The following is a 26,426-nucleotide window of genomic DNA, read 5'->3' as shown; positions in this document are numbered from 1 at the left end:
CTATTTACGCGCTTTCGCCAGCATCGCCCTGATGTTGGCGACGTTCGCCTGGCCTTTATGCATGCGCTCTTCCGGCGAAATCACTTTGCGCTCCTGCTCCCAAATCAGGTCGTCCTGCGGCAGTTCCAGCAGGAAACGGCTCGGCTCCGGCCGCACCAGCTCGCCGTACTGACGGCGCTCTTTGCACAGGGTAAAAGTCAGCTCTTTCTGCGCACGGGTGATACCCACGTAGGCAAGACGGCGCTCTTCATCGACGTTGTCTTCATCAATGCTGCTCTGGTGCGGCAGCAGCCCCTCTTCCATACCAACCAGGTAGACGTAGGGGAACTCCAGCCCCTTTGACGCGTGAAGCGTCATCAGCTGCACCTGATCCGTCTCCTCATCCGACTCGCCGCGCTCCATCATATCGCGCAGGGTAAAGCGGGTAACGACCTGAGTGAGCGTCATCGGTTCATCGATCTCGCTGCCTTCGAGCATTTCGGTCATCCACGTGAACAGCGTATTGACGTTTTTCATCCGCATTTCGGCGGCTTTCGGGCTGGGCGAGGTCTCATAGAGCCAGGATTCATAATCCACGCCGCGGATCAGATCGCGGACGGCGGCAATCGGTTCACGCTCTGAAAGCTGCTGGATCTCCCGCAGCCAGTGGGTAAAGCGGGTCAAAGACTCATAGCCGCGTCCGTTCAGGGTCTGGGTCAGGCCCATATCGAAGCTGGCGGTAAACATGCTTTTATTGCGCCCCATCGCCCATTCACCCAGCTTTTTCAGCGTCGCCGAACCGATTTCACGCTTTGGCGTATTGACGATGCGCATGAAAGCGCTGTCATCATCGGGATTAGTCAGCACGCGCAGATAGGCCAGCAGGTCTTTAATTTCCGGGCGGGAAAAGAACGACGTGCCGCCGGAAATTTTGTACGGGATGCGGTTCTGCATCAGCATCTTTTCAAAAACCCGCGACTGATGGTTGCCGCGATACAGAATCGCGTAGTCCTTATAGGCAGTTTTATTAATAAAGTGATGCGCGATCAGTTCACCGGCAACGCGCTCCGCCTCATGGTCTTCGTTATTGGCAGAGAGCACCTTCAGCTCTACGCCATAGCCCAGTTCGGAAAACAGACGCTTCTCGAAAACGTGTGGGTTATTGGCAATCAGGATGTTAGCCGCCTTCAGGATGCGCCCGGAAGAACGGTAGTTTTGCTCCAGCTTGATCACCTGCAGCGCCGGGAAATCCTGGCTTAGCAGGACCAGGTTCTGCGGCCGCGCGCCGCGCCAGGAGTAGATCGACTGATCGTCATCACCGACCACGGTAAAGCGCGCCCGCTGTCCCACCAGCAGTTTCACCAGCTCGTACTGGCTGGTGTTGGTGTCCTGGTATTCATCCACCAGCAGATAGCGAATCTTATTCTGCCAGCGCTCCCGCACCTCTTCGTTGCGCTGCAGCAGCAGCGTTGGCAGCAGGATCAGATCGTCAAAGTCGAGTACGTTGCAGGCTTTCATGTGCGCGTCGTACAGCCCGTAGCAGTGAGCAAAGATCCGATCCCGCTCCCCTTTCGCCCCAGCGGCGGCCTGAGCAGGGGTTTGCAGATCGTTTTTCCAGTTGGAGATCGTCGAGATCAGCTGCTGAAGCACCACTTTATCGTCTTCGATCAGCCCTTCGGTGAGCTCTTTTAACAGCGCCACCTGGTCGGTATCGTCGAACAGCGAGAAGTTTGATTTCATCCCTAACGCGGCGTATTCGCGTTTGATGATATCCAGCCCCAGCGTGTGGAAGGTGGAAATCATCAGGCCGCGCGCCTCTTTGCGTCCCAGCGTTTGCCCGACGCGCTCTTTCATTTCGCGCGCCGCCTTGTTGGTAAAGGTGACCGCCGCGATATGACGCGCCTGATAGCCGCAGCCGCGGATCAGGTGGGCGATTTTATTGGTAATCACGCGGGTCTTACCGGAACCGGCACCCGCCAGCACCAGGCACGGTCCGGTAACGAATTCGACGGCTTGTTGTTGGCCAGGATTTAAACGCATGGGAGTCTTTTGCTCAATCTTCGAACGGGGTGGGGATTGTAGCAGAAAGAGGGGCACAGAGAGCAACAGGCTGCCCATTCAGGCAGCCTGGAAATCGGTCAATCAGGATGCGGCCGCGGCAAGCGGCGTATAGCCGTTACGCTGTGCGCTCTTGATCCAGCTGTATGAACCCATTACCGCGATCGCCGTCAGCAGGACATACTCAAGCGACATGGCGTAAACGCCCTGTACCGCGTAGATAACCACGCTAATCACGTCGATAACCACCCACAGCAGCCAGTTTTCGACGAATTTACGCGTCATCAGCACCATGGCGGCAATCGACAACACCAGCATGGTGGAATCCCAGAACGGGAAGGCGTCGGGCTGGAGGTCGGGCATCGCGACCTGCATACCGAACGTTTGCAGCAGAGCAATCATGATACGAGTGAGCGTCGCGAACACCGGATCGATAAACAGCGTCATCAGCACAATCGCCACCGCGCAGACGCCGCCCAGCGCCAGCGTTTGCTGACGGGAAAGCCAGCGTACCTTGAGCGCGGCCTCCTGCGCCTCGTTTTGCCGGCTCCACGCGTACCAGCCGTAAATATTGGCAGCGAAGAAAAAGACCTGCAGCAGCAGGCTGGCATAGAGCTGGATCTGGAAAAAGATCGCCGCAAACAGCGTGACGTTAATCAGGCCAAACAGATAGTTGATGATTTTTTCCCGGCTGGCGCACCAGATGCACAGCAGGCCGAATACGGTACCGATAGCCTCAATCCACGATAGCGCATAGCCGCCTTCGCCGAGAGGAATGTTGACCATCACATTGTTAATGCTAAAAAAGTCCATCACAAACCTCCTTGCTGGCTAGCGGAATAAATGGCGCGCAGCGCCAGGGTAATTTGCCGTTCTTCGCCCTGCTGGCACAGCGCCTCCTGCTGGACATAATCATTGATGCTGCTATCCAGGCAACCGTTGTGGGCAACAACCACGTTGAGTAATGATGCCGTACGTAGGCCGCGCAGCGCGCCGATAGTCATCAGAGCGGCGCTCTCCATATCCGCACCCAGAACGCCTCGCGCCGACCACTGCGCATCCAGTTCCGCCTCACGATCGGTATAGAAACTGTCGTGGCTGCGCACCAGCCCGCACGCGGCGGGGATGTTCATTTGCCGCGCCTGCGCCACCAGTTCCCAGGTCAGCAGCGGGTCGGCGCAGGCCGGATAGCCCGCCGGCGCATAGGTTCGGCTGGTACCATCATCCATCACCGCAGCGTGAGCGATAATCACATCGCCGAGCGCAAGATTATCCTGCAATGCGCCGCAGCTGCCGATACGAATCAGGGTTGTTACGCCAATCTGGCGCAGCTCTTCAATGGCGATCGCCGTGGAGGGTCCGCCGATGCCGGTGGAGAGCACCAAAATCTCGATGCCCTGATACCAGCCGCGCGCGGCGCGAAACTCCCGGTTCTGACCGAGCAGCTGTGGATTATCAAGAAAATTGACGATGCGGTCGACCCTCTGCGGGTCGCCCGGCAGCAGCGCGTACCGCGCGCCGGTCATCTCTTTGCTTAACTGGATATGGGGTTGCAGCGACATTCTCCCGCCTCCTTACTCTTGCGGTTATCCGATATCAGCCTCCTGCTTCAGTTTTTCAGGAGCTAACAACACAATGCGTTCACCATCGGTATCAATAATCTGTAGCGCTTTCAGGTCATGCAAAATACGGTTAATGCTGCGGGTCGTCGCCGCGAACTCCTGACTAAGATTCTGCTTATCCAGCAAGATTTCATTCGCGCCATCCTGTTGATAACGCAGCCATAGCGCCTGACACACCCGCTGATGCAGCGAGTAGAGATTGTCGCTGCTGGCCTTTTTCGATAGCTGATAATATTGCTGGCTAAAGAAGCGCAGCATCCGCTGGTTAAAGTGGTTATCCAGCGCCAGCCAGCGGCAGAAATGTTCCTGCGACAGGCTCAGGAGCTGCACATGGTCCACCGCCACCACCGAGCAGATGTAATGACGCGACTCAAAGATCTCGAGTTCGCCCACCATGTCGCCTTTACGGTAGCGGGCCTGGCGGTAGCGGCGCCCGTCTTCAGCCTCATAGAAAACGTCTACCTCACCGGCGATAATCAGCGAAAAACGCTGGCACACTTCCCCCTGTCGGCAGATAAAATCACCGCGCGGAATGTCTTCGAAGCGCCAGCGCCGCATGATCTCCAGAGGACAATATTTCAGTAATTCATAGAGCAGCGGATCGCGCACAATCTCGCTCAGCCCGGAAAGCCAGCCGACTGAAAATTCAGGTTTTTTCATTGTATCCATGTTATCTCGCTCCACGACGATAAGGACAGGACGGCTGTCCCCGGCCAGAGGGAAAACGCCGAAGAAAAGTGTTGCCCATCTCCCGCTTCCGTCTATCAGGCGAGACACCTGTCCCGCGATGGCGAAGAGTATAGGTCCGCGACCAAAGCGGATGGTAAAGTAACGGGATATCTTTGAGACATGAGAGCAAAATAATGGCAAAGAGCGCAGCAGCCCTGCATATCCTGGTAAAAGAAGAGAAGCTGGCGCAAGAGATCCTCGCCAAACTGGAACGTGGCGTGAGCTTCGATCATCTGGCAAAGCGCTATTCAAAGTGCCCATCCGGACGCAACGGCGGCGATCTCGGGGAGTTTAATCAAGGCGTTATGGTCGGGCCGTTCGATAAGGCGGTCTTCAGCTGCCCGCTGCTCAAGCCTTACGGACCGGTCAAAACCAAATTCGGCTACCACATCATTAAGGTGCTGTATCGCCGCTAGCCCATGCTACTATTGCGCCCTGATTCATCTCCTATTCCATCAAGGTACGATCATGGCAAAAACGGCAGCAGCACTGCATATCCTGGTTAAAGAAGAGCAGCTGGCACTGGATCTTCTGGAGCAAATTAAAAACGGCGCCGATTTCGGTAAACTGGCGAAGAAGCACTCGATCTGCCCGTCAGGCAAACGCGGTGGCGATTTAGGTGAATTCCGCCAGGGCCAGATGGTGCCGGCGTTTGATAAAGTCGTCTTCTCCTGCCCGGTGCTGGAGCCGACCGGCCCGCTGCACACCCAGTTTGGTTATCACATCATCAAGGTGCTGTACCGCAATTAAAAAAACCGGTGTCTTTGAATTGCACCGGTTTTTTATCTCACAGCTTTCCCCTAAGGATTTCAGCTTGCAGGAAGGCGGCAAGTGAGTACAGCCCCAGGAGCATAGATAACTATGTGACTGGGGTGTACGAACGCAGCCAACGCATCTGCAAGTTGAAAGACGACGGGGAATTAGCCCGCTACCGCAATGCGTTTCATGTCGGTCATATAGCCGCGCAGTTTCTTACCAACCTGCTCGATAGCGTGGCTGCGAATGGCTTCGTTCACGTCGCGCAGCTGAGCGTTGTCTACCGCGCCTTCGGCAATCGCTTTGCCCAGGTCGCCGGTCTGCAGGGTGGTCATGAACTCTTTCAGCAGCGGTACGCAGGCGTAAGAGAACAGGTAGTTACCGTATTCAGCGGTATCGGAGATAACCACGTTCATTTCGTACAGACGCTTACGAGCGATGGTGTTGGCGATCAGCGGCAGCTCGTGCAGTGATTCGTAGTAAGCGGACTCTTCGATGATGCCGGAATCCACCATGGTTTCAAACGCCAGCTCAACGCCCGCTTTCACCATTGCGATCATCAGAACGCCTTTATCGAAGTACTCCTGCTCGCCAATTTTACCTTCAAACTGCGGTGCGGTTTCGAACGCGGTTTTGCCGGTCTCTTCACGCCAGGTCAGCAGTTTTTTATCGTCGTTGGCCCAGTCAGCCATCATGCCGGAGGAGAATTCACCGGAGATGATGTCATCCATATGCTTCTGGAACAGCGGCGCCATAATCTCTTTCAGCTGTTCGGACAGCGCGTAAGCACGCAGCTTAGCCGGGTTAGACAGACGATCCATCATCAGGGTGATACCGCCCTGCTTCAGCGCTTCGGTGATGGTTTCCCAGCCGAACTGAATCAGTTTTTCGGCGTATGCCGGGTCGGTACCCTCTTCCACCAGCTTATCGAAGCACAGCAGAGAACCGGCCTGCAGCATACCGCAGAGGATGGTCTGCTCGCCCATCAGGTCGGATTTCACTTCGGCAACGAAGGACGATTCCAGCACGCCCGCACGGTGACCGCCGGTCGCCGCAGCCCAGGCTTTAGCAATGGCCATACCTTCGCCTTTCGGATCGTTTTCCGGGTGAACCGCGATCAGGGTCGGAACGCCGAAACCGCGTTTGTACTCTTCACGTACTTCGGTACCCGGGCACTTCGGCGCCACCATCACGACGGTGATATCTTTACGGATCTGCTCGCCAACTTCCACGATGTTGAAGCCGTGAGAGTAGCCCAGCGCCGCGCCGTCTTTCATCAGCGGCTGAACGGAACGTACAACGTCAGAGTGCTGTTTGTCCGGCGTCAGGTTAACCACCAGATCGGCCTGCGGGATCAGCTCTTCGTAGGTACCCACCTTGAAGCCGTTTTCGGTTGCTTTGCGCCATGATGCGCGCTTTTCGGCAATCGCTTCTTTACGCAGCGCGTAGGAGATATCCAGACCGGAGTCGCGCATGTTCAGACCCTGGTTCAGGCCCTGAGCGCCACAGCCGACGATGACCACTTTTTTACCCTGAAGGTAGCTTGCGCCATCGGCGAATTCGTCGCGACCCATAAAGCGACATTTGCCCAGCTGCGCCAGCTGCTGGCGCAGGTTCAGTGTATTAAAGTAGTTAGCCATGGTGATACCTCGTGATGTTGTGTGTCTTCTTTTGTTCGGTTCGCCTTTCAGCGAGAATGTACCCACATTACAACAGGAAATTTATTGCGGAAATTGATATATTCACAACGTCACGTTGCAATTTCTGCAATGTAAAATCGTGGAGTGCCGCCGGTGGATTTACGCGATCTGAAAACCTTCCTGCATCTGGCTGAAAGCCGCCATTTTGGCCGCAGCGCGCGGGCGATGCACGTCAGCCCCTCCACGCTTTCCCGACAAATTCAGCGCCTGGAGGAAGACCTCGGGCAGCCGCTGTTTGTCCGTGATAACCGCACGGTAACGCTTACCGAAGCGGGAGAAGAGCTACGAACGTTTGCCCAGCAGACGCTATTGCAGTATCAGCAGCTGCGCCACACTATCGATCAGCAAGGTCCGTCGCTGTCGGGCGAACTGCATATCTTCTGTTCGGTGACGGCCGCTTATAGCCATCTGCCGCCGATTCTCGATCGGTTCCGCGCCGAGCATCCCTCGGTGGAAATAAAGCTCACCACCGGCGATGCCGCTGATGCGATGGAAAAAGTGGTGACGGGTGAAGCCGATCTGGCGATTGCCGGGAAACCGGAAACGCTGCCCGGCGCGGTGGCTTTTTCCATGCTGGAGAATCTGGCGGTGGTGCTGATCGCCCCGGCGCTGCCTTGTCCGGTTCGTAACCAGGTCTCAGTGGAGAAGCCTGACTGGGCAACGGTACCCTTTATTATGGCCGACCAGGGCCCCGTGCGTCGCCGCATTGAGCTATGGTTTCGCCGCCATAAAATCAGTAATCCGTCAATTTACGCCACGGTGGGCGGGCATGAAGCCATGGTCTCCATGGTGGCGCTCGGCTGCGGCGTCGCGCTGCTGCCGGAGGTGGTGCTGGAAAACAGCCCTGAGCCAGTGCGCAATCGCGTGATGATTCTGGAGCGTAGCGACGAGAAAACCCCGTTTGAGCTGGGCGTCTGCGCGCCAAAAAAGCGGCTGCATGAGCCGCTGATTAATGCGTTCTGGAATTTGCTGCCTGGCCACTAATGCCGGGCCTGCTCAGGCCTACAGCCCGACCGCAGGCCTGACAAGCACAGCGCTTCTTAACCGGCGAGGAAGAACCTGAACGCTGGATTATTGCTCTCATCGTGGCAATCGTAGCCCAGCTCATGCAAGCGGGTTTCGAAGTCAGGCTCGTGATCGCCCAGTTCGAATGCCGCCAGCACGCGGCCGTAATCGGTACCGTGACTGCGATAGTGGAACAGAGAGATGTTCCAGTGGGTGCCCAGCGTATGCAGGAACTTCAGCAGCGCGCCGGGTGATTCCGGAAACTCGAAGCTGAATAAACGCTCCTGCAGCGGCTGCGACGGACGCCCGCCCACCATATAGCGCACGTGAAGCTTGGCCATTTCATCGTCAGAGAGATCCACTACGCTGTAGCCACCGTCGTGCAGCAGGTTGAGGATCTCTTTCCGCTCTTCCAGCCCCCGGCTCAGGCGCACGCCGACAAAAATGCAGGCATTTTTCGCATCCGCGAAGCGGTAGTTGAACTCGGTCACCGAACGGCCGCCCAGCAGCTGGCAGAACTTGAGGAAGCTGCCCTTCTCTTCCGGAATGGTGACCGCCAGCAGCGCTTCGCGCTGTTCCCCCAGTTCGCAGCGTTCGGAAACGTAGCGCAGGCCGTGGAAGTTGACGTTCGCGCCGGAAAGCACGTGCGCCAGGCGTTCGCCGCGAATATTATGCTGAGCGATATATTTTTTCATCCCCGCCAGCGCCAGCGCCCCGGAAGGTTCTGCTACCGCACGCACATCTTCAAACAGGTCTTTCATCGCCGCGCAGATGGCATCGCTATCGACGGTAACGATGTCGTCGAGATACTCCTGGCACAGACGGAAAGTCTCATCGCCGATGCGTTTCACCGCCACGCCTTCGGCAAAAAGCCCAACGCGGGGTAAATCGACCGGATGACCCGCATCCAGCGCGGCTTTCAGACAGGCAGAATCCTCGGCCTCAACCGCAATGACTTTGATCTGCGGCATCAGCTGTTTGATCAGCACCGCCACGCCGGCCGCGAGACCGCCGCCGCCGACCGGGACAAATACGCGATCGATATGGGCATCCTGCTGCAGCAGCTCCAGCGCCAGCGTCCCCTGCCCGGCAATCACCATCGGATGGTCGAAGGGCGGAACCCAGGTGAACCCCTGCTGCTGCGCCAGTTCGATGGCTTTGGCCTTGGCTTCATCGAAATTCGCGCCGTGCAGCAGCACTTCGCCGCCGAAGCCGCGCACCGCATCAACTTTGATATCCGCGGTGGCGGTTGGCATAACGATGAGCGCCTTCACGCCCAGGCGAGATGCCGAGAAAGCCACGCCCTGCGCATGATTACCCGCCGAAGCGGTAATCACGCCATGCGATTTTTGCTCTTCCGTCAGGCCCGCCATCATCGCGTAGGCTCCGCGCAGCTTAAAGCTGTGCACCGGCTGACGATCTTCACGCTTCACCAGCACAACGTTATCGAGGCGCGACGAGAGCTTTTCCATTTTTTGCAGCGGCGTGATCTGCGCGGCTTCGTATACCGGCGCGCGCAGTACCGCTCTGAGGTATTCCGCCCCCTCGGGGGCGGCGGAGAGGGGTTGAGACTCGGCCATCATTAACCCCCAAGTTTCGATTTATCGCGCACCGCGCCTTTGTCGGCGCTGGTTGCCAGGCTGGCATAGGCGCGAAGGGCAAAGGAAACCTGACGCTCGCGATCTTTCGGCGTCCATGCTTTATCACCGCGCGCTTCCTGAGCTTCGCGGCGCGCCGCAATCTCGGCATCGCTTAGCTGCAGCTGAATGCCGCGGTTCGGGATATCGATAGCAATCATGTCGCCATCTTCAATGATCGCGATATTGCCACCGCTGGCCGCTTCCGGAGAAACGTGACCAATAGAGAGACCCGAGGTACCGCCGGAGAAGCGTCCGTCGGTAATCAGCGCACAGGCTTTACCCAGGCCCATTGATTTCAGGAAGGTCGTCGGGTAGAGCATCTCCTGCATCCCCGGCCCGCCTTTCGGCCCTTCATAGCGGATGACGACTACGTCACCGGCGACCACCTTGCCGCCGAGGATCGCATCCACAGCCGCGTCCTGGCTTTCGTATACCTTCGCCGGGCCGGTAAACTTGAGGATACTGTCGTCAACGCCGGCGGTTTTCACGATACAGCCGTTCTCGGCAAAGTTGCCGTACAGAACCGCCAGACCGCCGTCCTTGCTGTAAGCATGTTCCAGCGAGCGGATACAGCCTTCTGCGCGATCGTCATCCAGGGTGTCCCAACGGCAGTTCTGAGAGAAAGCCTGCGTTGTGCGGATACCCGCAGGGCCAGCGCGGAACATCTTCTTAACCGCTTCATCCTGCGTGACGGTGATATCGTACTGCTCCAGCGTCTGCGGCAGGGACAAACCAAGCACGTTTTTCACATCGCGGTTCAGCAGCCCGGCACGATCCAGTTCACCTAAAATACCCAATACGCCGCCCGCGCGATGCACGTCTTCCATATGATATTTCTGCGTACTTGGCGCGACCTTACACAGCTGCGGCACTTTGCGGGAAAGTTTATCGATATCGCTCATGGTGAAGTCGATTTCCGCTTCCTGCGCCGCCGCCAGCAGATGCAGTACGGTATTGGTGGAACCGCCCATGGCGATATCCAGCGTCATGGCGTTTTCAAACGCCGCCTTATTGGCGATATTACGCGGCAGCGCAGAGGCATCATCCTGCTCGTAATAGCGTTTAGTCAGCTCAACGATACGTGAGCCCGCATTGAGGAACAGCTGTTTACGATCGGCGTGAGTCGCCAGCAGCGAGCCGTTGCCCGGCTGCGACAGGCCCAGCGCTTCGGTCAGGCAGTTCATGGAGTTCGCGGTGAACATTCCCGAACAAGAGCCGCACGTCGGGCAGGCGGAACGCTCAACCTGATTACTCTGATCGTCGGAGACTTTCGGGTCAGCGCCCTGAATCATCGCGTCAACGAGGTCGAGTTTAATGATTTGATCGGACAGTTTGGTTTTCCCGGCTTCCATCGGGCCACCGGAAACAAAAATGACCGGAATATTCAGGCGCAGAGACGCCATTAACATCCCCGGGGTGATTTTGTCGCAGTTGGAGATACAGACCATCGCATCAGCACAGTGGGCGTTAACCATATACTCAACCGAGTCGGCGATCAGTTCGCGGGATGGCAGTGAATAAAGCATACCCCCGTGGCCCATCGCGATCCCATCATCCACCGCAATGGTGTTGAATTCTTTGGCGACGCCGCCAGCGGCCTCGATTTGCTCAGCAACCAGTTTGCCGAGATCGCGCAGGTGAACGTGGCCCGGCACGAACTGGGTGAAAGAGTTCACCACGGCGATAATCGGCTTACCGAAATCATCGTCGGTCATTCCAGTGGCGCGCCACAGCGCGCGGGCACCCGCCATATTACGGCCGTGAGTGGTTGTGGCGGAACGGTACTTAGGCATGCTTTAGTTACTCCCAGTTTCGGTGAAATGGGGCGTTGCGTGTCGCCCCATTTTTTTATGCTTATTGATTAACCTGATCCAACCAGCCCCATTTATCCTCGGTTTCACCGGTGAAGAGGCCAAAGAATGCTTGCTGAATGCGCTTGGTGATCGGGCCGCAGCGGCCTTCACCCACCTGAATACCATCAACGCTGCGTACCGGCGTGATCTCTGCGGCAGTACCGGACATAAACACTTCGTCGGCCAGGTACAGGGACTCGCGGGACAATACCTGCTCGCGGACTTCGAGGCCGAGATCTTTCGCCAGCTTGATGATAGCGTCGCGGGTGATGCCAGGCAGCGCGGAAGAGGTGAACGGCGGGGTAAACAGCACGCCATCCTTCACTTCAAACAGGTTTTCACCGGCGCCTTCAGAGATGTAGCCGTTCACGTCCAGCGCGATACCTTCCTGATAGCCATGGCGACGCGCTTCGCTGCCGACCAGCAGCGAAGAGAGATAGTTACCGCCGGCTTTGGCCGCGGTCGGAATAGTGTTTGGCGCCGCGCGATTCCAGGAAGAAACCATCGCATCGATCCCCTGATCCAGCGCTTCGGCACCCAGGTAGGCGCCCCACGGGAACGCCGCGATGATCACGTCAGTGCTATAGCCCGGAGGCGGGTTGACGCCCATACCCACGTCGCCGACGAAGACTAACGGGCGGATATAGGCGCTGGTCAGACTGTTTTTACGAATGACTTCACGGCAGGCTTCCATCAGCTCATCAACGCTCTGAGAAACCGGGAAACGATAGATTTTTGCTGAGTCATGCAAACGCTGCATATGTTCACGGTGACGGAACACCACCGGTCCCTTGTGAGAGTCGTAGCAACGGATGCCTTCAAATACGGAAGTCCCGTAGTGCAGCGCATGGGACATCACGTGAACCTTCGCCTCGCCCCACGGAACCATCTCACCATTGAACCAAATGTAATCAGCTTTTTTCGTCGTCATTGTTCTTCCTTTGCGCTCAGGCGCGAATTTGTTGTGATGTAGGTTGCTGGATCTCGACGCAGGCGACGTCCACCAGTTTGCTTAATTGACTAAACAGTAATTCGACGGGCCGCTGGCTGGCAACGGTCAGTTCAATATTAATATTCCGGGCATCGGCGGCGGTTGCCATATTCATCGCGCAAATCTGGAACCCGCGATGGCGCACGACGCGCAGCACGCGTTCTAACGTTTCTGGATTAGAGCGAGCCTGCAAGGCGACCTGATGTTGCATCATGATAATTTCTCCAGCATTTCTGCATTACTGGCACCGGGCGGCACCAACGGCCAGACGTTCTCAAGTTCGTCGATTGAGACATGAAGCAGGTAAGGCCCCTGGCTCGAAAGCATGGTGTCGAGTGCCGCTTCAACCTGGTCTTTACGGGTGATGTGTTGACCAGGGATGCCGAAGGCGCTGGCCAGAGTAAGGAAATCGGGGTTATCGGTAAGGGTGGTTTCGCTATAACGTTCCTGAAAAAACAGCTGTTGCCATTGTCGAACCATTCCTAAACGCTGGTTGTCCAGTAAGACTATCTTCAGCGGCAGCTGCTTGCGTTTTACGGTGCCCAGCTCCTGCACGTTCATCATGAAGGAGCCGTCACCGGAGATACAGATAACCGTATCGTCTGGACGGGCCACCTGCGCGCCTACCGCTGCGGGCAAGCCGAAACCCATAGTGCCTAATCCGCTGGAAGTGATGAAATTCTCCGGGCGCGTATAGGTCATATGCTGCGCTGACCACATCTGATGCTGGCCCACATCGGTTGTCACGACGCAGTCTGCGGGTTTGCGATCGGAAAGCTGCTTCAGCAGCAGCGGGGCATAGATAGCGTCTCCCGGATGATCGTAGCGCCAGGCATGCTCGGCGCGCAGCTGCGCATTACGCTGGCGCCAGGCGTCGATAGACAGCGGCTGCTGGAGCGCGGGCAGCATCACATTCAAATCGCCGGTCAGGCCGATATGTGCCTGACGGAGCTTGTTCAGTTCAGCCGGATCGATATCCATATGGATAACTTTGGCGTGCGGGGCAAACGTATTCAGCTTGCCGGTGACGCGATCGTCAAAACGGGCGCCTACCGCGATCAGCAGGTCACATTCCTGTACTGCAAGGTTGGCCGCTTTAGTACCGTGCATCCCCAGCATGCCCAGATAGTAGGGATAATCCGCCGCTACCGCACCCAGCCCTTTCAGGGTAGACGTCACGGGCATTTGCGTAACGGCAAGAAATTCGCGCAGCGCCGGTACCGCCTGCGCCATCCCCACGCCGCCGCCAACGTATAACATCGGCTTCTGCGACTGGGTCAGCATCTGCAAAGCGTATTCGATATCCGCATATGGAAAATCAACGTCGTCGGCTACCATGGAAAAATGCGGATCGAGATCGCCCTGAGCCAGCTGGATATCCTTTGGGATATCGACCAGCACGGGACCGGGACGCCCGGAGTTTGCTACGTGGAAAGCTTCGGCAATGATGCGCGGCAGTTCTTCCAGCGACTGCACCAGGAAACTGTGCTTGGTGCATGCCAGCGATAAGCCGAGGACATCAACTTCCTGGAATGCGTCGGTGCCAATGAACGGGGCCGCAACCTGGCCGGTGATAGCAACAACGGGAACGGAATCAAGCAGCGCGTCGGCGAGGCCGGTGATCAGGTTGGTTGCGCCAGGCCCCGAAGTGGCGATACACACCCCGGTTTTGCCGGTAGCCCTGGCATAGCCGATAGCCGCCATAGCCGCGCCCTGTTCATGCCGGCACAGTAGGTGTTCCACGCCGCCGTCATACAATGCATCGTAAACCGGCATAATTGCTCCACCCGGATAGCCAAAAACGGTATCGACTCCCTGTGCTCGCAAAGCATGTACCACCCACCGCGCCCCATTCATAGTTACTTCCCCGTCGTAGATCGAGAGAAACAGAATTTTATGCTACCAGCCATCGTCTGCTCCTCTTTTCTGTTTTTAAGTTATAAAAAAACCCCCGGACCTTTCGGTGCGGGGGTCTTAGTTCGTTAAGGCTTGTTTTTTAAGCCTTTCCTCGTCCAAGTGCAGCCCCGCACGGTGGGATAATAATCACCACCACGCTAATCACGACCAGGCTAATCACTCGTAGAAGGGCTGTCATTTTATGTTCTTTCTGGCTTCATGTTCGAAGGAATACCTAAAGAGGTACCACAGACTTCGCGTTAAACACAAGATTTTTTTATGACCTCATTTCTTACCTTGCTAACCATTTAAGAAAAAACAATTGTTTTTAATGGGAAAAATATGAAATGAAAATATTTCAATTTGTGGCGTACTCCACAGCTCTTTCTCATCTTGTTGCCTGATGACAGCATTTTACGAGCCGGCATCCATCACCAGTGCAAAGCGGAAATTGCCGGAAAATTGGCTGGGAGCAAGCATGCAGAATTTAATATTGCCGAATTACTCAACAGCAAATCCCCGACATAATCCCGGTTCTCAGGAGGTGTTATGTCACTCGCCATTGTTTACACCCGCGCCGCTCTCGGGATCGGTGCCCCGCTTATCACGGTTGAAGTTCATATCAGCAACGGGCTCCCAGGCCTGACAATGGTAGGACTGCCTGAAACAACGGTTAGAGAAGCGCGTGACCGGGTACGTAGTGCGATTATCAACAGCGGTTACGCTTATCCGGCGAAAAAAATCACCATCAATCTGGCCCCGGCCGATCTACCAAAAGAAGGGGGAAGATATGATTTACCTATCGCTCTCGCGCTTCTGGTGGCCTCAGAGCAGCTAAAGGCCCCCAGGCTAAATCAATATGAGTTTGTCGGCGAGCTGGCGCTTACAGGCGCTCTGCGTGGCGTTCCTGGGGCCATATCCAGCGCCATGGAGGCCATAAAAGCGGGGCGGAAGATTGTTATCTCTAATGAGAATTCTCCAGAGGTGGGGTTAATCGGCGGCAGTGACTGCCTTATCGCCACCGATCTCCAGGAAGTCTGCGCTTTTCTCGAAGGTCGACATACCCTGGCTAACCCCCTTCCAGAAGGGGAATATTCGGATGAAACATCGGTTGATCTGCGTGATGTTATTGGCCAGCGGCAGGGGAAACGAGCGCTGGAAATCATCGCTGCAGGTGGTCACAACCTGCTGATGATAGGCCCGCCCGGCACAGGAAAAACGATGCTCGCCAGTCGATTACCGGGACTACTGCCGCCGCTGAGTAATCAGGAAGCGCTGGAAAGCGCGGCAATACTTAGCCTGGTCGATTCCAGGCATGCCATGAAAAATTGGCGCCGCAGGCCCTTTCGTGCCCCGCATCATAGCGCCTCCCTGGCGGCCATGGTGGGCGGAGGCTCAATTCCGGCACCGGGAGAGATCTCCCTTGCCCATAACGGAGTCCTGTTCCTGGATGAGCTGCCTGAATTCGAACGCAGGGTGCTGGATGCGTTACGCGAACCCATTGAGTCAGGGGTTATCCATATCTCACGCACGCGCGCCAAAATCGATTATCCAGCCCGTTTCCAGCTTATTGCAGCGATGAATCCCAGCCCGACAGGGCACTATCAGGGCCAGCATAATCGCGCTTCACCGGAACAGACGCTACGCTACCTGGGTCGTTTATCCGGCCCGTTTCTTGACCGATTCGATCTCTCCCTGGAGATCCCGCTTCCGCCGCCGGGGGTGCTCAGCCAGGGAACAAACGAAGAGGAAAGTAGCGCCTGCGTACGCCAACGTGTTCTGGCCGCACGCGAAAGGCAGCTATCGCGGCAGAAAAAACTTAACGCGCATCTGGGAAATGATGAGATGAAAATCTGCTGCCGGCTTCATAAAGATGACGCTGTCTGGCTGGAGCAGACGCTAATACAGCTCGGTCTTTCAATCCGCGCCTGGCAGCGCCTGATTAAAGTTTCCCGAACTATTGCCGATATTGAGGCAGTCGAACGCATCGAACGTCATCATTTGCAGGAGGCTCTCGGCTATCGGGCAATAGACAGAATGTTGAGCCATCTACAAAAAATGATGGCGTAAAAAAAGGGCTTACGCCCTTTTTCTTAATCATCGCTTTCTGTGTAATCTTCCGTACCTTCCACCTGCGGCTTGCCGCCGGACAGGGTATGGAAACGCTTCGGACGCTTAATGCGCGCCATGTACTTAATCCAGACGCGTTCTGCTTCCGTTGCGGGCTCACGTTCACCACGGCATACCGAAACAAACTGTTTTTCATCGTCGGTGACAGGCTCGCGTTTACCTAGTTCGAGTTCATTAAAGGCATAACCATGACGTTCCAGCAGTTGCGCCTCTTTGATGGTGAAATCTCCATGACGGGAAAACCCGCGCGGATAATTTTTATTGTCGAAAAAACGATTAGTTGTCGTAAAGCTTTCCGCCATCCTACACGCTCCTGATTCTTTGGCCGAGCTAATTATGGCGCGGAGTATTAGTTACGCTTGACAGAGCGTCAAACAAAACATTTAAATCATCACGACAAATAATTTTGCGGAGAAGAGTGTGGATACGGAATTGCTCAAGACTTTCCTTGAGGTGAGCAGAACTCGCCACTTTGGCCGAGCCGCAGAGGCGCTTTATCTGACGCAGTCAGCAGTTAGCTTTCGTATTCGTCAGCTGGAGAACCAGCTGGGGGTAAATCTTTTTACCCGTCATCGTAATAATATCCGTCTGACCTCAGCCGGAGAGAAACTGCTACCCTACGCCGAAACCCTGATGAATACCTGGCAAGCTGCGCGCAAGGAGGTCGCGAATGCTTCCCGCCATAATGAATTTTCGATCGGTGCCAGCGCTTCTCTGTGGGAATGCCTGCTTAATGGATGGCTGGGAAAGCTCTATACAGAGCCCTATAACCTACAGTTTGAGGCGCGGATTGCGCAGCGGCAATCGCTGGTCAAACAGCTGCACGAACGTCAGCTTGATCTCCTGATCACGACAGAATCGCCGAAGATGGATGAACTAAGCAGCCAGTTGCTGGGTAATTTTACCCTGGCGCTTTATTGTGCCTCTCCGGCTAAATACACAAATGAATTGAATTATTTACGCCTGGAATGGGGGCCCGATTTCCAACAAAACGAAGCGGGATTGATCGGAAATGATGATATTCCTCTGCTGACCACCAGTTCTGCCGAGTTAGCTTACCAACAGCTCAGCGCGCTTAAGGGCTGTACATGGCTGCCCGTGCTCTGGGCACAGGGGAAAAATAATCTGCATACGGTGACCGACAGTGCGACGCTTTCAAGGCCTCTCTATGCGATTTGGCTACAGAACAGCGATAAACAAGCGCAGATTCGGGAGATCCTGAAGCACAATATATTGGGATAAACGCACTCCTCCAGGGATGGAGGACGATCGGCGGGAAATTTAAAGCAAAAAAAATCCTTTGCCTGAGCAAAGGATTATATATGGCAGGGGCGGAGAGACTCGAACTCGCGACACCCGGTTTTGGAGACCGGTGCTCTACCAACTGAGCTACGCCCCTAAAGTTTCTTATCATTAAGCCTGCTTAATCAGCAGGCTTAATTTTTTAATAAGTGGCGGAACGGACGGGACTCGAACCCGCGACCCCCTGCGTGACAGGCAGGTATTCTAACCGACTGAACTACCGCTCCACCGAATACTTCTGTAACCACCGGATTTATGCACCGGCTTACTACTTAATTTGATGCCTGGCAGTTCCCTACTCTCACATGGGGAGACCCCACACTACCATCGGCGCTACGGCGTTTCACTTCTGAGTTCGGCATGGGGTCAGGTGGGACCACCGCGCTAGTGCCGCCAGGCAAATTCTTTGTGCTCAGTACGCAATTCTTTATCGCGTACTCAACTCTGAATCTAAGCTGAAATTGTTGTCTTCTCAGTCCGCCAAAACATCTTCGGCGTTGTAAGGTTAAGCCTCACGGTTCATTAGTACCGGTTAGCTCAACGCATCGCTGCGCTTAAACACCCGGCCTATCAACGTCGTCGTCTTCAACGTTCCTTCAGGACTCTCAAGGAGTCAGGGAGAACTCATCTCGGGGCAAGTTTCGTGCTTAGATGCTTTCAGCACTTATCTCTTCCGCATTTAGCTACCGGGCAATGCCATTGGCATGACAACCCGAACACCAGTGATGCGTCCACTCCGGTCCTCTCGTACTAGGAGCAGCCCCCCTCAATTCTCCAGCGCCCACGGCAGATAGGGACCGAACTGTCTCACGACGTTCTAAACCCAGCTCGCGTACCACTTTAAATGGCGAACAGCCATACCCTTGGGACCTACTTCAGCCCCAGGATGTGATGAGCCGACATCGAGGTGCCAAACACCGCCGTCGATATGAACTCTTGGGCGGTATCAGCCTGTTATCCCCGGAGTACCTTTTATCCGTTGAGCGATGGCCCTTCCATTCAGAACCACCGGATCACTATGACCTGCTTTCGCACCTGCTCGCGCCGTCACGCTCGCAGTCAAGCCAGCTTATGCCATTGCACTAACCTCCTGATGTCCGACCAGGATTAGCTGACCTTCGTGCTCCTCCGTTACTCTTTAGGAGGAGACCGCCCCAGTCAAACTACCCACCAGACACTGTCCGCAACCCGGATTACGGGCCCACGTTAGAACACCAGCCATTAAAGGGTGGTATTTCAAGGATGGCTCCATGCAGACTGGCGTCCACACTTCAAAGCCTCCCACCTATCCTACACATCAAGGACCAGTGTTCAGTGTCAAGCTATAGTAAAGGTTCACGGGGTCTTTCCGTCTTGCCGCGGGTACACTGCATCTTCACAGCGAGTTCAATTTCACTGAGTCTCGGGTGGAGACAGCCTGGCCATCATTACGCCATTCGTGCAGGTCGGAACTTACCCGACAAGGAATTTCGCTACCTTAGGACCGTTATAGTTACGGCCGCCGTTTACCGGGGCTTCGATCAAGAGCTTCTCCGCGAGGATAACCCCATCAATTAACCTTCCGGCACCGGGCAGGCGTCACACCGTATACGTCCACTTTCGTGTTTGCACAGTGCTGTGTTTTTAATAAACAGTTGCAGCCAGCTGGTATCTTCGACTGATTTCAGCTCCACGAGCAAGTCGCTTCACTTACCATCAGCGTGCCTTCTCCCGAAGTTACGGCACCATTTTGCCTAGTTCCTTCACCCGAGTTCTCTCAAGCGCCTTGGTATTCTCTACCTGACCACCTGTGTCGGTTTGGGGTACGATTTGATGTTACCTGATGCTTAGAGGCTTTTCCTGGAAGCAGGGCATTTGTCACTTCAGCACCGTAGTGCCTCGTCATCACACCTCAGCGTTAGTGACGTTCCGGATTTACCTGGAACATCCGCCTACATGCTTAAACCGGGACAACCGTCGCCCGGCCAACATAGCCTTCTCCGTCCCCCCTTCGCAGTAACACCGAGTACAGGAATATTAACCTGTTTCCCATCGACTACGCCTTTCGGCCTCGCCTTAGGGGTCGACTCACCCTGCCCCGATTAACGTTGGACAGGAACCCTTGGTCTTCCGGCGTGCGGGTTTTTCACCCGCATTATCGTTACTTATGTCAGCATTCGCACTTCTGATACCTCCAGCAACCCTCACAGGCCACCTTCAACGGCTTACAGAACGCTCCCCTACCCAACAACACATAGTGTCGCTGCCGCAGCTTCGGTGCATGGTTTAGCCCCGTTACATCTTCCGCGCAGGCCGACTCGACCAGTGAGCTATTACGCTTTCTTTAAATGATGGCTGCTTCTAAGCCAACATCCTGGCTGTCTGGGCCTTCCCACATCGTTTCCCACTTAACCATGACTTTGGGACCTTAGCTGGCGGTCTGGGTTGTTTCCCTCTTCACGACGGACGTTAGCACCCGCCGTGTGTCTCCCGTGATAACATTCTTCGGTATTCGTAGTTTGCATCGGGTTGGTAAGTCGGGATGACCCCCTAGCCGAAACAGTGCTCTACCCCCGAAGATGAGTTCACGAGGCGCTACCTAAATAGCTTTCGGGGAGAACCAGCTATCTCCCGGTTTGATTGGCCTTTCACCCCCAGCCACAAGTCATCCGCTAATTTTTCAACATTAGTCGGTTCGGTCCTCCAGTTAGTGTTACCCAACCTTCAACCTGCCCATGGCTAGATCACCGGGTTTCGGGTCTATACCCTGCAACTTAACGCCCAGTTAAGACTCGGTTTCCCTGCGGCTCCCCTATACGGTTAACCTTGCTACAGAATATAAGTCGCTGACCCATTATACAAAAGGTACGCAGTCACCCAACAAGTGGGCTCCTACTGCTTGTACGTACACGGTTTCAGGTTCTTTTTCACTCCCCTCGCCGGGGTTCTTTTCGCCTTTCCCTCACGGTACTGGTTCACTATCGGTCAGTCAGGAGTATTTAGCCTTGGAGGATGGTCCCCCCATATTCAGACAGGATACCACGTGTCCCGCCCTACTCTTCGAGTTCACAACCTGTGTGCTTTAGTGTACGGGAGTATCACCCTGTACCCTGCGACTTTCCAGACGCTTCCACTAGCACACAAGCTGATTCAGACTCCGGGCTGCTCCCCGTTCGCTCGCCGCTACTGGGGGAATCTCGGTTGATTTCTTTTCCTCGGGGTACTTAGATGTTTCAGTTCCCCCGGTTCGCCTCGTTAACCTATGTATTCAGTTAACGATAGTGCAACGAATTGCACTGGGTTTCCCCATTCGGACATCGCCGGCTATATTGGTTCATATCACCTTACCGACGCTTTTCGCAGATTAGCACGTCCTTCATCGCCTCTGACTGCCAGGGCATCCACCGTGTACGCTTAGTCGCTTAACCTCACAACCCGAAGATGTTTCGTAAAACATCGTCGTGTCGCGAAAATTTGAGAGACTCGAACACACATTAACTGTGTGTCGTTTCAATTTTCAGCTTGATCCAGATTTTTAAAGAGCAAAACTTCGCAGTGAACCTTTTCAGGTACACTCTGAAGTTTTCTTGTGTTGTGCAGTAAAGATGGTGGAGCTATGCGGGATCGAACCGCAGACCTCCTGCGTGCAAAGCAGGCGCTCTCCCAGCTGAGCTATAGCCCCATCGTAGTTAAATCTCATCAACCTTAATTTCTGTTGAGGCAAGGCGTGGTGACACGAAGCATACTTAAAGTATGTGAGTGTCGCCGCAACGCAGCATCAGCAGAAATTTGGTAGGCCTGAGTGGACTTGAACCACCGACCTCACCCTTATCAGGGGTGCGCTCTAACCACCTGAGCTACAAGCCTGCAGAGATTTTTTACTGCTACATTTTCATCAGACAATCTGTGTGGACACTACAAAGGCAGGTTCTTTAAGGTAAGGAGGTGATCCAACCGCAGGTTCCCCTACGGTTACCTTGTTACGACTTCACCCCAGTCATGAATCACAAAGTGGTAAGCGCCCTCCCGAAGGTTAAGCTACCTACTTCTTTTGCAACCCACTCCCATGGTGTGACGGGCGGTGTGTACAAGGCCCGGGAACGTATTCACCGTGGCATTCTGATCCACGATTACTAGCGATTCCGACTTCATGGAGTCGAGTTGCAGACTCCAATCCGGACTACGACATACTTTATGAGGTCCGCTTGCTCTCGCGAGGTCGCTTCTCTTTGTATATGCCATTGTAGCACGTGTGTAGCCCTACTCGTAAGGGCCATGATGACTTGACGTCATCCCCACCTTCCTCCAGTTTATCACTGGCAGTCTCCTTTGAGTTCCCGACCGAATCGCTGGCAACAAAGGATAAGGGTTGCGCTCGTTGCGGGACTTAACCCAACATTTCACAACACGAGCTGACGACAGCCATGCAGCACCTGTCTCACGGTTCCCGAAGGCACCAAAGCATCTCTGCTAAGTTCCGTGGATGTCAAGAGTAGGTAAGGTTCTTCGCGTTGCATCGAATTAAACCACATGCTCCACCGCTTGTGCGGGCCCCCGTCAATTCATTTGAGTTTTAACCTTGCGGCCGTACTCCCCAGGCGGTCGACTTAACGCGTTAGCTCCGGAAGCCACTCCTCAAGGGAACAACCTCCAAGTCGACATCGTTTACAGCGTGGACTACCAGGGTATCTAATCCTGTTTGCTCCCCACGCTTTCGCACCTGAGCGTCAGTCTTTGTCCAGGGGGCCGCCTTCGCCACCGGTATTCCTCCAGATCTCTACGCATTTCACCGCTACACCTGGAATTCTACCCCCCTCTACAAGACTCCAGCCTGCCAGTTTCGAATGCAGTTCCCAGGTTGAGCCCGGGGATTTCACATCCGACTTGACAGACCGCCTGCGTGCGCTTTACGCCCAGTAATTCCGATTAACGCTTGCACCCTCCGTATTACCGCGGCTGCTGGCACGGAGTTAGCCGGTGCTTCTTTTGCGGGTAACGTCAATCGACAAGGTTATTAACCTTATCGCCTTCCTCCCCGCTGAAAGTACTTTACAACCCGAAGGCCTTCTTCATACACGCGGCATGGCTGCATCAGGCTTGCGCCCATTGTGCAATATTCCCCACTGCTGCCTCCCGTAGGAGTCTGGACCGTGTCTCAGTTCCAGTGTGGCTGGTCATCCTCTCAGACCAGCTAGGGATCGTCGCCTAGGTGAGCCGTTACCCCACCTACTAGCTAATCCCATCTGGGCACATCTGATGGCAAGAGGCCCGAAGGTCCCCCTCTTTGGTCTTGCGACGTTATGCGGTATTAGCTACCGTTTCCAGTAGTTATCCCCCTCCATCAGGCAGTTTCCCAGACATTACTCACCCGTCCGCCACTCGTCACCCGAGAGCAAGCTCTCTGTGCTACCGTTCGACTTGCATGTGTTAGGCCTGCCGCCAGCGTTCAATCTGAGCCATGATCAAACTCTTCAATTTAAGTTTGATGCTCGTGAATTAAACTTCGTAATGAATTACGTATGTTCACTCAGAGACTTGGTATTCATTTTTCGTCCGAGGACGTTAAGAATCCATGTCACTTTGAGTGCCCACACAGATTGTCTGATAAATTGTTAAAGAGCAGTTGCGACGCGCTTCAGCGCTCTGTCGCGAGGTCCCGTATAATACGTTTTCCTCATTCAGAGTCAAGCGATTATTTTCGCTTTTCTCTGCCGGTATTCATCGCTGAATCCCGCTGACCCGGCGGGCTGTAAGCCGTTGTTCCGTGTCAGTGGAGGCGCATTATAGGGAGTTCTGAGACGTTGACAAGCCCTGTTTTCAAAAAATCTTTCAACCGTCTCTTTTTTGTGCAAAACGCTATGAAAGCGCCAGTTTTTCCAGCGACTCGAAGCCATAGCGCCGCAAAACGCTCAAAAGCTGCTCAGTTTCAGGCGTCAGCGCCATACAGTACGCAATATTGGCATCACTCGATTTTGCGTCAGGTGCTTCGTGCTCTAATAGCCAGGCGGTGCGACGCGCAATCGCCGCTCCGGAGTCGATCATTCTCGTCCCTTCCGGCAGAACCTGCTGCAGCTCGTCTTGTATTAGAGGGAAATGCGTACACCCCAGCACAACCGTATCAGGTGGTTCCTGCATTCGTAGCCAGGGACGCAGGATACGCCGCAGTTCATCCAGCGGGACCGGCTCACCGTGCAGTTTGGCCTCTGCCAGTTCTACCAGCTCTGCCGACCCCAGCATTTCGATTTTGCATTCATTCGCAAAACGGGAGATCAGTTCGCGCGTATAAGGGCGTTTTACCGTTCCGCGCGTCGCCAGCAGGCCAACAACGCCATTCGCCGTTAAGCGGGCCGCCGGTTTTATCGCCGGAACGACGCCGACAACCGGAAAGGCGAATTTATCGCGTAAGGCGGGGAGGGAAACGGTACTTGCGGTGTTACAGGCAATAACGGCCAGCGCCAGAGGGTAACGCTGCTGAACCGCAGTCACAATCTCCAGGACGCGTTCAACAATAAACTCTTCACTCTTCTCGCCGTAGGGGAAAGCAACGTTGTCGAAAGCGTAGATATAATGCAGATTCGGCAGAAGCTGCCGAATCTCATTGTAAACCGACAGCCCACCGACGCCGGAATCAAACACCAGCACGGTGGGACGTGGATCAGAAGGTGTAGCTGCCAGACAAGTAGTATTCTCGTCCTGCAGTTTGGTAGCCATAAGCTGTCTCGTAATCTTTATCGAACAGGTTAGCTATTTTACCACGAACTGTCAGGCGATCGGTGATCGGATACGATGCAGAAACGTCTACCGTGCTGTAGCTCGGCAAAATTCTTTGCGTATTGTTGTACTGGGAGGTGTTGTTATCGTAACGCTTCCCATAATACTGCCAGGACACATCCATATCGACATCAAACATGGACCAGTCCAGCTGATACTTTGCCTGTCGTTTAGAACGTCGGGCCAGCACTTCACCGTTATCATCGTTACGCGGATCGACATACTGCAACGTTACGCGATGGCTGAAAATACCGGTATCGATACTCCCCGTCCATTCCACGCCTTTAATCGTCGCGGCATTGATATTGTCGTACTCCCCGTCATAGGTAACAGGATCGGAATAATAGGTAATCAGGTTAGTAATTTTGTAATGGTACGCGGACAAGCGCCAGTCCACGGGACCGGTGAGCCCTTCCAGCCCAGCTTCCCACTGTTTCGATTCTTCAGGTTTCAGATTAGGATTCGCGTTGATACCAAATCGAGTGGAGCCAAACTGTTGCCCTAAAGAAGGCGCGAGGAAGCCGGTACCGTAGCCGAGAGTCAGGCGATAATTTTCGACAAACTCCCAGCCTGCGGTAGTCTGCCAGGTACCGTGCCAGCCAAACTGCTCATCGTGGTCTTCACGTCCGGACGCTTCGAGGGTCACGTCGCCAACTTGCTGCTGGCCCGTCAGGTACAGTCCCGTATTGTCACGTTTGTAGGTATCCGACATCGCCGTGTCTGATGAAGTTAACCGCTGCTGCTGCCAGTCCACCCCTGCGCTGACAGAGCCATGACCGACAATAACGTTATTGCCCCACTGCAGGTTACGCTGCGTCATCCTGTCGAGCGTCGTCCCATCATTATAACGGCCATAAATACTGCTGTAGTTGTAGTCCTTTATCTTCTGATAGCTGGCGATGAGCTGGGAGGAATAAATTCCGGAATTAAAGTTCAGCCCCGCATCCCAGCTCTGGTTATAGAGCTGGCTTTCATCGGCGCTGTAGGCCGGGCTATACGGCGGGCTTCCCAGATCGTAATCAGAGTTGTTGGTGTAGCTGTGTCCGCGGAAGAAACCGTCAACATTCTCGTTAAATTTATGCTCGAGGCTGCCCCAAAACGTTTTATTACGAAAACCGTCGCGGTCGCCGTCGTGATCCCAGGTTGAATCGGGCTGAACGTTAAAGCCTTTATTACCCTCATAAGAACCCGCAATCGTCGCCACCGTATCGCCAAAGCGATGGCGCAGGGTACCGTCATATTGTTGGTAGCCTTTCGATCCTACCCCAGCGGTAATTTTGGATTGTTCTTTATCGGAATGCGTAATGACGTTAATCACGCCGCCCATTGCCCCGGAACCATAAATCGCTGAACGCGGGCCGCGGATATATTCGACGCGCTGCACCAGCGACAAAGGGATCTGGTTCAGATCGGGGTTATTTGTAATACCCGGTCGGGCCATGGGAACGCCGTCAACCAGCACCAGAACTTGTTTGGCTTCAGTACCACGGATAAACAGAGAGGAGGATTGACCCATGCCACCATTTTGCGCGACGTCCACGCCAGGCAATCGGCGCATCACATCGTTTAAATCTTTCGCCTGCCAGCGATCGATATCTTCCCGGGTAACCACATCGGTCGGCGCAAGAACCGTATTGACCGGCTGTTGAAAACGGTTTGCTGTGACCACTAACGTATCTGAATTGCTATCCTGCGCCCAGCCGGAAAATGCCGTGACGGAGAGCGCCGTCATCAGCGAAGCTTTTTTAATCATTTTTAAAGCATCCGTAATAAACAAAGGATGCCGCCGGCTCTATCAGTAGCACGCGATGATAGAAACCAAATGCGACGTATTCCGGCAGGTCTTCGGGCTTGGAGTGTTTAATGGACGAGGACTTCCCGCTAAATAGCCGCAGTGTCTGCATAATGCGCTCATCCCACTTTTCCTTACCGCTGCGCGTCAGCTCCAGATTTACACTGGATTCCCTATTAACTCATAGGACCGGTAGCACGATGCTATAATCAGAAACATATAG

At 54.8% G+C, this 26,426-nt stretch carries 19 protein-coding genes, 4 tRNA genes, 3 rRNA genes and 1 riboswitch; of the genes, 5 read left to right on the top strand and 21 right to left on the bottom strand.

The annotated features are described in order from the left end of the window. The 4 genes from rep to MKleb_RS00980 form a co-directional block, all read right to left on the bottom strand. Nucleotides 1-2,019, bottom strand: coding sequence for a DNA helicase Rep (rep, locus tag MKleb_RS00995; RefSeq protein WP_014227450.1), 2,019 nt, complete (start codon nucleotides 2,017-2,019; stop codon nucleotides 1-3). 102 nt (nucleotides 2,020-2,121) lie between these two features. Further along, on the bottom strand, nucleotides 2,122-2,850 hold the full coding sequence (pnuC, locus tag MKleb_RS00990) for a nicotinamide riboside transporter PnuC (protein WP_004097491.1): 729 nt from the start codon (nucleotides 2,848-2,850) through the stop codon (nucleotides 2,122-2,124). Next, a complete protein-coding gene (locus MKleb_RS00985; RefSeq protein WP_004097486.1) occupies nucleotides 2,850-3,599 on the bottom strand; it encodes a nucleoside phosphorylase in 750 nt (249 codons plus the stop codon). Before MKleb_RS00985 ends, pnuC begins: the two co-directional genes overlap by 1 nt. Nucleotides 3,600-3,623: 24 nt before the next feature. Beyond that, nucleotides 3,624-4,328 (bottom strand): Crp/Fnr family transcriptional regulator, encoded by a 705-nt coding sequence (locus MKleb_RS00980; protein WP_004097483.1) that lies wholly within the window; start codon nucleotides 4,326-4,328, stop codon nucleotides 3,624-3,626. Nucleotides 4,329-4,522: 194 nt separating this feature from the next. Between MKleb_RS00980 and ppiC (MKleb_RS00975) the strand changes: the two genes are divergently transcribed. Together ppiC (MKleb_RS00975) and ppiC (MKleb_RS00970) are read left to right on the top strand one after the other, a co-directional pair. Beyond that, nucleotides 4,523-4,804 (top strand): peptidylprolyl isomerase PpiC, encoded by a 282-nt coding sequence (ppiC, locus tag MKleb_RS00975; RefSeq protein WP_004127352.1) that lies wholly within the window; start codon nucleotides 4,523-4,525, stop codon nucleotides 4,802-4,804. A gap of 52 nt (nucleotides 4,805-4,856) precedes the next feature. Further along, on the top strand, nucleotides 4,857-5,138 hold the full coding sequence (gene ppiC / locus MKleb_RS00970) for a peptidylprolyl isomerase PpiC (protein WP_004097481.1): 282 nt from the start codon (nucleotides 4,857-4,859) through the stop codon (nucleotides 5,136-5,138). Between the two features lie 170 nt (nucleotides 5,139-5,308). Here ppiC (MKleb_RS00970) and ilvC read toward each other — a convergent pair whose 3' ends face one another. Then, nucleotides 5,309-6,784: a ketol-acid reductoisomerase gene (gene ilvC / locus MKleb_RS00965; protein ID WP_003018001.1), complete on the bottom strand. Its 1,476-nt coding sequence runs from the start codon at nucleotides 6,782-6,784 to the stop codon at nucleotides 5,309-5,311. Between the two features lie 153 nt (nucleotides 6,785-6,937). Here ilvC and ilvY point away from each other — a divergent pair, with 153 nt between their 5' ends. Continuing rightward, a complete protein-coding gene (gene ilvY / locus MKleb_RS00960; RefSeq protein WP_004097479.1) occupies nucleotides 6,938-7,828 on the top strand; it encodes an HTH-type transcriptional activator IlvY in 891 nt (296 codons plus the stop codon). 56 nt (nucleotides 7,829-7,884) lie between these two features. On the opposite strand, the gene ilvA is transcribed toward ilvY, so the two are convergent. The 6 genes from ilvA to ilvL all read right to left on the bottom strand — a co-directional run bounded on the left by ilvA (nucleotide 7,885) and on the right by ilvL (nucleotide 14,428). After that, a complete protein-coding gene (ilvA, locus tag MKleb_RS00955) occupies nucleotides 7,885-9,429 on the bottom strand; it encodes a threonine ammonia-lyase, biosynthetic (RefSeq protein WP_014227448.1) in 1,545 nt (514 codons plus the stop codon). 2 nt (nucleotides 9,430-9,431) lie between these two features. Continuing rightward, a complete protein-coding gene (ilvD, locus tag MKleb_RS00950) occupies nucleotides 9,432-11,282 on the bottom strand; it encodes a dihydroxy-acid dehydratase (protein ID WP_004097475.1) in 1,851 nt (616 codons plus the stop codon). A 61-nt stretch (nucleotides 11,283-11,343) separates the two neighbouring features. After that, nucleotides 11,344-12,273, bottom strand: coding sequence for a branched-chain amino acid transaminase (locus tag MKleb_RS00945; RefSeq protein WP_025108419.1), 930 nt, complete (start codon nucleotides 12,271-12,273; stop codon nucleotides 11,344-11,346). A gap of 16 nt (nucleotides 12,274-12,289) precedes the next feature. After that, on the bottom strand, nucleotides 12,290-12,547 hold the full coding sequence (gene ilvM, locus MKleb_RS00940) for an acetolactate synthase 2 small subunit (RefSeq protein ID WP_004097471.1): 258 nt from the start codon (nucleotides 12,545-12,547) through the stop codon (nucleotides 12,290-12,292). Next, the gene (ilvG, locus tag MKleb_RS00935) at nucleotides 12,544-14,190 is read right to left on the bottom strand and encodes an acetolactate synthase 2 catalytic subunit (protein WP_025108420.1); all 1,647 of its coding nucleotides are present in this window, start codon (nucleotides 14,188-14,190) and stop codon (nucleotides 12,544-12,546) included. The genes ilvM and ilvG overlap by 4 nt, the downstream gene beginning before the upstream one ends. Nucleotides 14,191-14,329: 139 nt before the next feature. Continuing rightward, the gene (ilvL, locus tag MKleb_RS00930; protein WP_001311244.1) at nucleotides 14,330-14,428 is read right to left on the bottom strand and encodes an ilv operon leader peptide; all 99 of its coding nucleotides are present in this window, start codon (nucleotides 14,426-14,428) and stop codon (nucleotides 14,330-14,332) included. A 350-nt stretch (nucleotides 14,429-14,778) separates the two neighbouring features. Between ilvL and MKleb_RS00925 the strand changes: the two genes are divergently transcribed. Continuing rightward, nucleotides 14,779-16,299, top strand: a complete 1,521-nt coding sequence (locus MKleb_RS00925; protein ID WP_025108421.1) for a YifB family Mg chelatase-like AAA ATPase — start codon at nucleotides 14,779-14,781, stop codon at nucleotides 16,297-16,299. Nucleotides 16,300-16,322: 23 nt separating this feature from the next. Here MKleb_RS00925 and MKleb_RS00920 read toward each other — a convergent pair whose 3' ends face one another. Then, nucleotides 16,323-16,661 (bottom strand): MaoP family protein, encoded by a 339-nt coding sequence (locus tag MKleb_RS00920; protein ID WP_004097464.1) that lies wholly within the window; start codon nucleotides 16,659-16,661, stop codon nucleotides 16,323-16,325. Nucleotides 16,662-16,779: 118 nt separating this feature from the next. Between MKleb_RS00920 and hdfR the strand changes: the two genes are divergently transcribed. Beyond that, entirely contained in the window at nucleotides 16,780-17,601 is an 822-nt protein-coding gene (hdfR, locus tag MKleb_RS00915; RefSeq protein ID WP_004097454.1) for an HTH-type transcriptional regulator HdfR, read from the top strand. 81 nt (nucleotides 17,602-17,682) lie between these two features. Here the strand turns inward: hdfR and MKleb_RS00910 are convergent. From MKleb_RS00910 to btuB, 9 genes are all read right to left on the bottom strand, one after another. Next, nucleotides 17,683-17,758 (bottom strand) — tRNA-Trp (locus MKleb_RS00910). 53 nt (nucleotides 17,759-17,811) lie between these two features. Next, nucleotides 17,812-17,888 (bottom strand) — tRNA-Asp (locus tag MKleb_RS00905). Between the two features lie 55 nt (nucleotides 17,889-17,943). Further along, nucleotides 17,944-18,059 (bottom strand): 5S ribosomal RNA (rrf, locus tag MKleb_RS00900). Between the two features lie 103 nt (nucleotides 18,060-18,162). Next, nucleotides 18,163-21,068 (bottom strand): 23S ribosomal RNA (locus tag MKleb_RS00895). 178 nt (nucleotides 21,069-21,246) lie between these two features. Continuing rightward, nucleotides 21,247-21,322, bottom strand: a tRNA-Ala gene (locus MKleb_RS00890). Nucleotides 21,323-21,430: 108 nt separating this feature from the next. Beyond that, a tRNA-Ile gene (locus tag MKleb_RS00885) sits at nucleotides 21,431-21,507 on the bottom strand. A 71-nt stretch (nucleotides 21,508-21,578) separates the two neighbouring features. Continuing rightward, a 16S ribosomal RNA gene (locus MKleb_RS00880) occupies nucleotides 21,579-23,118 on the bottom strand. The 16S, 23S and 5S rRNA genes sit together here with 4 tRNA genes alongside, the layout of an rRNA operon. Nucleotides 23,119-23,496: 378 nt before the next feature. Then, on the bottom strand, nucleotides 23,497-24,351 hold the full coding sequence (gene murI / locus MKleb_RS00875) for a glutamate racemase (protein ID WP_025106575.1): 855 nt from the start codon (nucleotides 24,349-24,351) through the stop codon (nucleotides 23,497-23,499). Next, nucleotides 24,296-26,164, bottom strand: a complete 1,869-nt coding sequence (gene btuB / locus MKleb_RS00870; protein ID WP_029946902.1) for a TonB-dependent vitamin B12 receptor BtuB — start codon at nucleotides 26,162-26,164, stop codon at nucleotides 24,296-24,298. The genes murI and btuB overlap by 56 nt, the downstream gene beginning before the upstream one ends. Nucleotides 26,165-26,229: 65 nt before the next feature. Continuing rightward, nucleotides 26,230-26,412: riboswitch (cobalamin riboswitch) on the bottom strand. Nucleotides 26,413-26,426 lie beyond the last annotated feature (14 nt).

The sequence above is a fragment of the Klebsiella sp. PL-2018 genome (assembly GCF_019048985.1).
GTDB lineage: Bacteria > Pseudomonadota > Gammaproteobacteria > Enterobacterales > Enterobacteriaceae > Klebsiella > Klebsiella michiganensis.
The sequence above is the reverse complement of the archived record's forward strand: the minus strand, read 5'-3'. Positions and strand labels throughout refer to the sequence as shown.

Coding starts and splice junctions, on each gene's coding strand:
- rep (WP_014227450.1), bottom strand. CDS start 2,019: ATGCGTTTAAATCCTGGCCAACAACAAGCCGTCGAATTCGTTACCGGA.
- pnuC (WP_004097491.1), bottom strand. CDS start 2,850: ATGGACTTTTTTAGCATTAACAATGTGATGGTCAACATTCCTCTCGGC.
- MKleb_RS00985 (WP_004097486.1), bottom strand. CDS start 3,599: ATGTCGCTGCAACCCCATATCCAGTTAAGCAAAGAGATGACCGGCGCG.
- MKleb_RS00980 (WP_004097483.1), bottom strand. CDS start 4,328: ATGGATACAATGAAAAAACCTGAATTTTCAGTCGGCTGGCTTTCCGGG.
- ppiC (WP_004127352.1), top strand. CDS start 4,523: ATGGCAAAGAGCGCAGCAGCCCTGCATATCCTGGTAAAAGAAGAGAAG.
- ppiC (WP_004097481.1), top strand. CDS start 4,857: ATGGCAAAAACGGCAGCAGCACTGCATATCCTGGTTAAAGAAGAGCAG.
- ilvC (WP_003018001.1), bottom strand. CDS start 6,784: ATGGCTAACTACTTTAATACACTGAACCTGCGCCAGCAGCTGGCGCAG.
- ilvA (WP_014227448.1), bottom strand. CDS start 9,429: ATGGCCGAGTCTCAACCCCTCTCCGCCGCCCCCGAGGGGGCGGAATAC.
- ilvD (WP_004097475.1), bottom strand. CDS start 11,282: ATGCCTAAGTACCGTTCCGCCACAACCACTCACGGCCGTAATATGGCG.
- MKleb_RS00945 (WP_025108419.1), bottom strand. CDS start 12,273: ATGACGACGAAAAAAGCTGATTACATTTGGTTCAATGGTGAGATGGTT.
- ilvM (WP_004097471.1), bottom strand. CDS start 12,547: ATGATGCAACATCAGGTCGCCTTGCAGGCTCGCTCTAATCCAGAAACG.
- ilvG (WP_025108420.1), bottom strand. CDS start 14,190: ATGAATGGGGCGCGGTGGGTGGTACATGCTTTGCGAGCACAGGGAGTC.
- ilvL (WP_001311244.1), bottom strand. CDS start 14,428: ATGACAGCCCTTCTACGAGTGATTAGCCTGGTCGTGATTAGCGTGGTG.
- MKleb_RS00925 (WP_025108421.1), top strand. CDS start 14,779: ATGTCACTCGCCATTGTTTACACCCGCGCCGCTCTCGGGATCGGTGCC.
- MKleb_RS00920 (WP_004097464.1), bottom strand. CDS start 16,661: ATGGCGGAAAGCTTTACGACAACTAATCGTTTTTTCGACAATAAAAAT.
- murI (WP_025106575.1), bottom strand. CDS start 24,351: ATGGCTACCAAACTGCAGGACGAGAATACTACTTGTCTGGCAGCTACA.
- btuB (WP_029946902.1), bottom strand. CDS start 26,164: ATGATTAAAAAAGCTTCGCTGATGACGGCGCTCTCCGTCACGGCATTT.